This window comes from Microbacterium sp. A20 (genome assembly GCF_004794515.1).
In the GTDB taxonomy this organism is placed as follows: Bacteria; Actinomycetota; Actinomycetes; order Actinomycetales; family Microbacteriaceae; genus Microbacterium.
This window is the reverse complement of the sequence record NZ_SSDF01000024.1, coordinates 1-3,419: the sequence shown is the minus strand read 5'-3', so window position 1 is coordinate 3,419 and position 3,419 is coordinate 1. Positions and strand designations below refer to the sequence as shown.

General features: G+C 60.4%; 3 protein-coding genes and 1 pseudogene. 3 read left to right on the top strand and 1 reads right to left on the bottom strand.

Translation table 11 applies throughout. The features are described from left to right. Nucleotides 1-165 (bottom strand): annotated as a pseudogene (locus DW298_RS00470) (HAD hydrolase family protein); the annotation flags it as partial. A gap of 298 nt (nt 166-463) precedes the next feature. Here DW298_RS00470 and DW298_RS00465 point away from each other — a divergent pair. The 3 genes from DW298_RS00465 to DW298_RS00455 are packed head-to-tail and all read left to right on the top strand — an operon-like array spanning nt 464 to nt 3,353. Continuing rightward, nucleotides 464-1,381: a hypothetical protein gene (locus tag DW298_RS00465; RefSeq protein WP_136040539.1), complete on the top strand. Its 918-nt coding sequence runs from the start codon at nt 464-466 to the stop codon at nt 1,379-1,381. Next, complete coding sequence (locus DW298_RS00460; RefSeq protein WP_136040538.1) at nt 1,381-2,064, top strand: hypothetical protein; 684 nt, start codon at nt 1,381-1,383, stop codon at nt 2,062-2,064. The genes DW298_RS00465 and DW298_RS00460 overlap by 1 nt, the downstream gene beginning before the upstream one ends. Continuing rightward, nucleotides 2,064-3,353 carry an MFS transporter gene (locus tag DW298_RS00455; protein WP_136040537.1) on the top strand — a complete coding sequence of 430 codons (1,290 nt, stop codon included), beginning with the start codon at nt 2,064-2,066 and terminating at the stop codon, nt 3,351-3,353. Before DW298_RS00460 ends, DW298_RS00455 begins: the two co-directional genes overlap by 1 nt. Nucleotides 3,354-3,419: the final 66 nt, after the last annotated feature.

Below are 3,419 nucleotides of genomic sequence, written 5' to 3'. Positions count from 1 at the left end.
GTTGGGCTGGCCCGCCATCCGTGTCATGAGGGCCAGGTCCTCTTCGCGCGTGAAGCGCAGCATCTCGACGTCGTTGAGCGCATCGCCGAAGGCGACCACGTCGGCGCGGCCGATGCCGAGGTGCTCGCACAGGCGGGCGAGCCCCGTGGCCTTCGTGACGCCCGGCATATCGGAATGAAGTTAGGCGGTAGCAACTTAGCGGGCATTAGTATATCGGACACTCGCGATAATCGGTGTTAGCTTCGACATGCGCCTTGATTGAGTGCGCGGAACACGATTTAGGAAGAAACATGGAAACGACCGTTCGTATCGCACTTCTGCAGGAGAGTAGCTGCAACCTCGCCACGCGATTCATTGTCGATGCACCCCTCGCCGCTCCGAAGCCCGTTCACATCTGAGCGTGACCCGGAACATTGCCAGGACGTGCAAATTGGCGCGTCCTGGCAATTCCGAGAGAAAGCACATGGATAACACTTCGGTGATGGCGTATCTTCATGGGGATGGCGCCATAAAATTAGAGTTTTCAACATCAGTGGACTCCATCGATATCACGGGCGAACCTATTCCCGCGGACAATCGGAAGAAGACTGAGTGGTTGCAGAATATTGCTCTTCGCTACGGGGGTCATAAAGTAGAAAACGAGTTGGATATTCCAAAGGCGGGATATTGTATCGCGACATCGGACCATCCCTTCCTCGATATGTCGGAAGGAATGGAGGCTCGTATTAAAGACGCGCAGATTATGGCCGGGTATGTCGCAAGCGACTCTTATCCTTCGGTGTATCTCGAGCTGCCGCACGACGAAACCTATCAGCTTGAGGACGCTGCGGATTTAACCATCGACGAACTTCGGAACTCAGCCAGGTGTCGGTTGAGCGCGATGATCTCAGGCTCCTTCGGCGTTCGCCGCCATCAGGCCACCTACCACGATCCGATGACGGGGTATCACCAGGTTGAGCTTGTGAAAAAATCAGTGCCATCGGGCGGCTCGCGACACCCGTCGGAGCTGTTCTTAGAGGTTCACGCGTCTCCCGTTCTTTCGACGGGCATATGGCACTTCAACACCCGACGTGGCGAGTTACAGCGAGTCAGTTCGGCGCCCCTCTCCAAAGCTCCGGTGTCGGACGCCGATTGGATTATTGGAATTGCAGTCGCGTCCGTCGTGCGTAGGGCGATGTTTCGGTATCGGGACCCGCGGAGCTTTCGCGCGATTCTCGTAGACGCCGGACATGCAGAAGCACAACTGGAGGCTATCGCCAACTTCTGCAACTGGCGATACAGATCGGGCGTGGCAATTGACTTCGATTTCACGACTCACATCGGTCTGGGGAAGGACGAGGTGCCCGTGCTTATTCGTGGGCTTCTAGAGGGGTGGGAGTAATGGAAGTCATCGATGCAACTGGGGTGCGCTCCGTGCCGCCTTTCTGGAGTGAAGTGGGCTGGGCGCGCCCCTACCACTTTCTAGGCGCCGCTGGAAATAGCTGCCCTGGTGAGTTTGTTAGCCACGACTACCTGGCGGACAAGATCGTCTCGGGATTTACCTATTCGAAGTCGATAGCACGCAAGAGCTTGACTCGAACGAAGGCAGGGCCAATTTCTCGGGCCCAGTTCAGTGCCGTTTTGAGATGCATGTATCAAGCGCTCTCGGACGAGAGGGACATCGTTGCATGTGTTGTTACGGACAATGTCGAAGCCTGGGCCGACGCAGCGTGGGTGGTCGAGAACGAGCCTCGTTCCCTACGCCAAATCATGACCAAAGACAATTCTCACCTGATGTCGCGCATGCTTCAAGGGCAAGAATGGGCGCAAGGCGCAGGCATCTACGTTCTGTTATGCCTGGACTGGCGAGCCGTCCAGTCCTCAGGGCAGGATGTGAACGCAGCGTACGCCAACGCCCTCGTGAAAGTGGGGCGGATTGGACACGCGCTGCTTCTCGAAGGTCAGCATCATAATTTGGTTGCGCGAATGACTCCAGCAATCCACGAGAGCAGTGCCTCCGCGCTCTTTAGGTTGTCAGAGGATATATCCCCGATCTATGCGATACGACTCTCGGAACCTACCTGATGAAACGTCGCCGACGGGGAGGCGGTGACCTCCTTCGACGCTTCTTCATCAGTCGGTCGTTCGCTCTGCTTTGGGCGGCCCAGGCACTGTCGTCGTTCGCGGAGTACTGTGTCGCGGCCACGGCGACGGTCTGGATCGTCACCGATCTCGGAGCCGGTGAGGCCTCCACCCCCCAGCTCATCGCGCTGATGGTCGCCGCGGTCGCTGTTCCCCGGTTGATCCTCGCGCCGTTCGCGGGCGTGTGGGTCGACCGCTGGAACGCGAAGCGGGTGATGATCAGCAGCGACCTCACGCGCGCCGCTATCTACCTGATCGTCGTGGGCATCGCGGTTTCGCTTCCCGACCAAGTGATCGTGATCACGCTCGTCGTCGCACAACTCGCGGCCAGCATCAGTTCGCAGTTCTTCGACCCGGGCCGAAACTCGATGATGCAGATTGTGATCCCGCAGGATCGCCGGGCCGACGCTGCCGGCCGATCGATGTTCGCCAGTATGGGCGTAGGAATCCTCGCGACGGTCTCGGGCCCGGTGGTGTACGCGGTCAGCGGGCCGGTTCTCGCGCTCACACTCTCCACAGTCTGCCTGCTGGTGTCGACCGTTCTCGTCCGGGCGGTGCCGATCCGCGCCGCTTTCACCCGCAACGAAGATGTCGGCTACTGGCGGTCGCTGCGGGACGGGCTGTCCATCGCCTGGCGGGATCCGGGAATCCGTCTTCTCATCGTGGGCATGGGGGCGTACGGGCTGTCGCTCGGAACCAACAACGTGTCCCTCGCCCTCTTCGCTCTGGAGACGATGGGGCTCTCGCCCGCGGAGTACGGGGTGGTATCGGGGATGTTCTCGGTCGGTGGTCTGATTGGTGCTGTATTCGCGCCGTCGATCGTGTCTCGTTTCACGCCCGAGCGACTCTTCCCCGTCGCGCTGATCTCGCTCGGACTGACGTACATCGGATACTCATTCCTGCGCGCATTCGTGCCCGCGGCGATCACGATGGGTCTAGCCGGGCTCCTGTTCTCTCTGTACATCGTGTGCCAGGGGCCGATCCTCCAAGCGAAGGTGCCGATGGGAGCGATGGGGCGGGTGTCGGCCCTCACCGCGCCGATCCTCGCGGTCTGCTCCCTGCTCGCGACCGCTGTCGTCTCGCAGGTGTTCGCGTCCCTCGGGCCCGCGGGATCCCGGGAGGCGGCATACGCCACGGCGATCGCCGTGTCCGCTGCGGTGATGAGTCTCGCGAGCCTGATGATGATCATGGGTCGGCGGCGAACCGAGGATCGTCTGCTCGCTGTGACCTGAGCGTGCCGCGTCAGCCGAGCAGTCGCTCGATCACCTGCGCGACGCCGTCGTCATCGTTCGAGGCGG

Excerpts from the sequence above, each read along its gene's own strand:
- DW298_RS00465 (WP_136040539.1), top strand. The coding sequence starts at position 464 with ATGGATAACACTTCGGTGATGGCGTATCTTCATGGGGATGGCGCCATA.
- DW298_RS00460 (WP_136040538.1), top strand. The coding sequence starts at position 1,381 with ATGGAAGTCATCGATGCAACTGGGGTGCGCTCCGTGCCGCCTTTCTGG.
- DW298_RS00455 (WP_136040537.1), top strand. The coding sequence starts at position 2,064 with ATGAAACGTCGCCGACGGGGAGGCGGTGACCTCCTTCGACGCTTCTTC.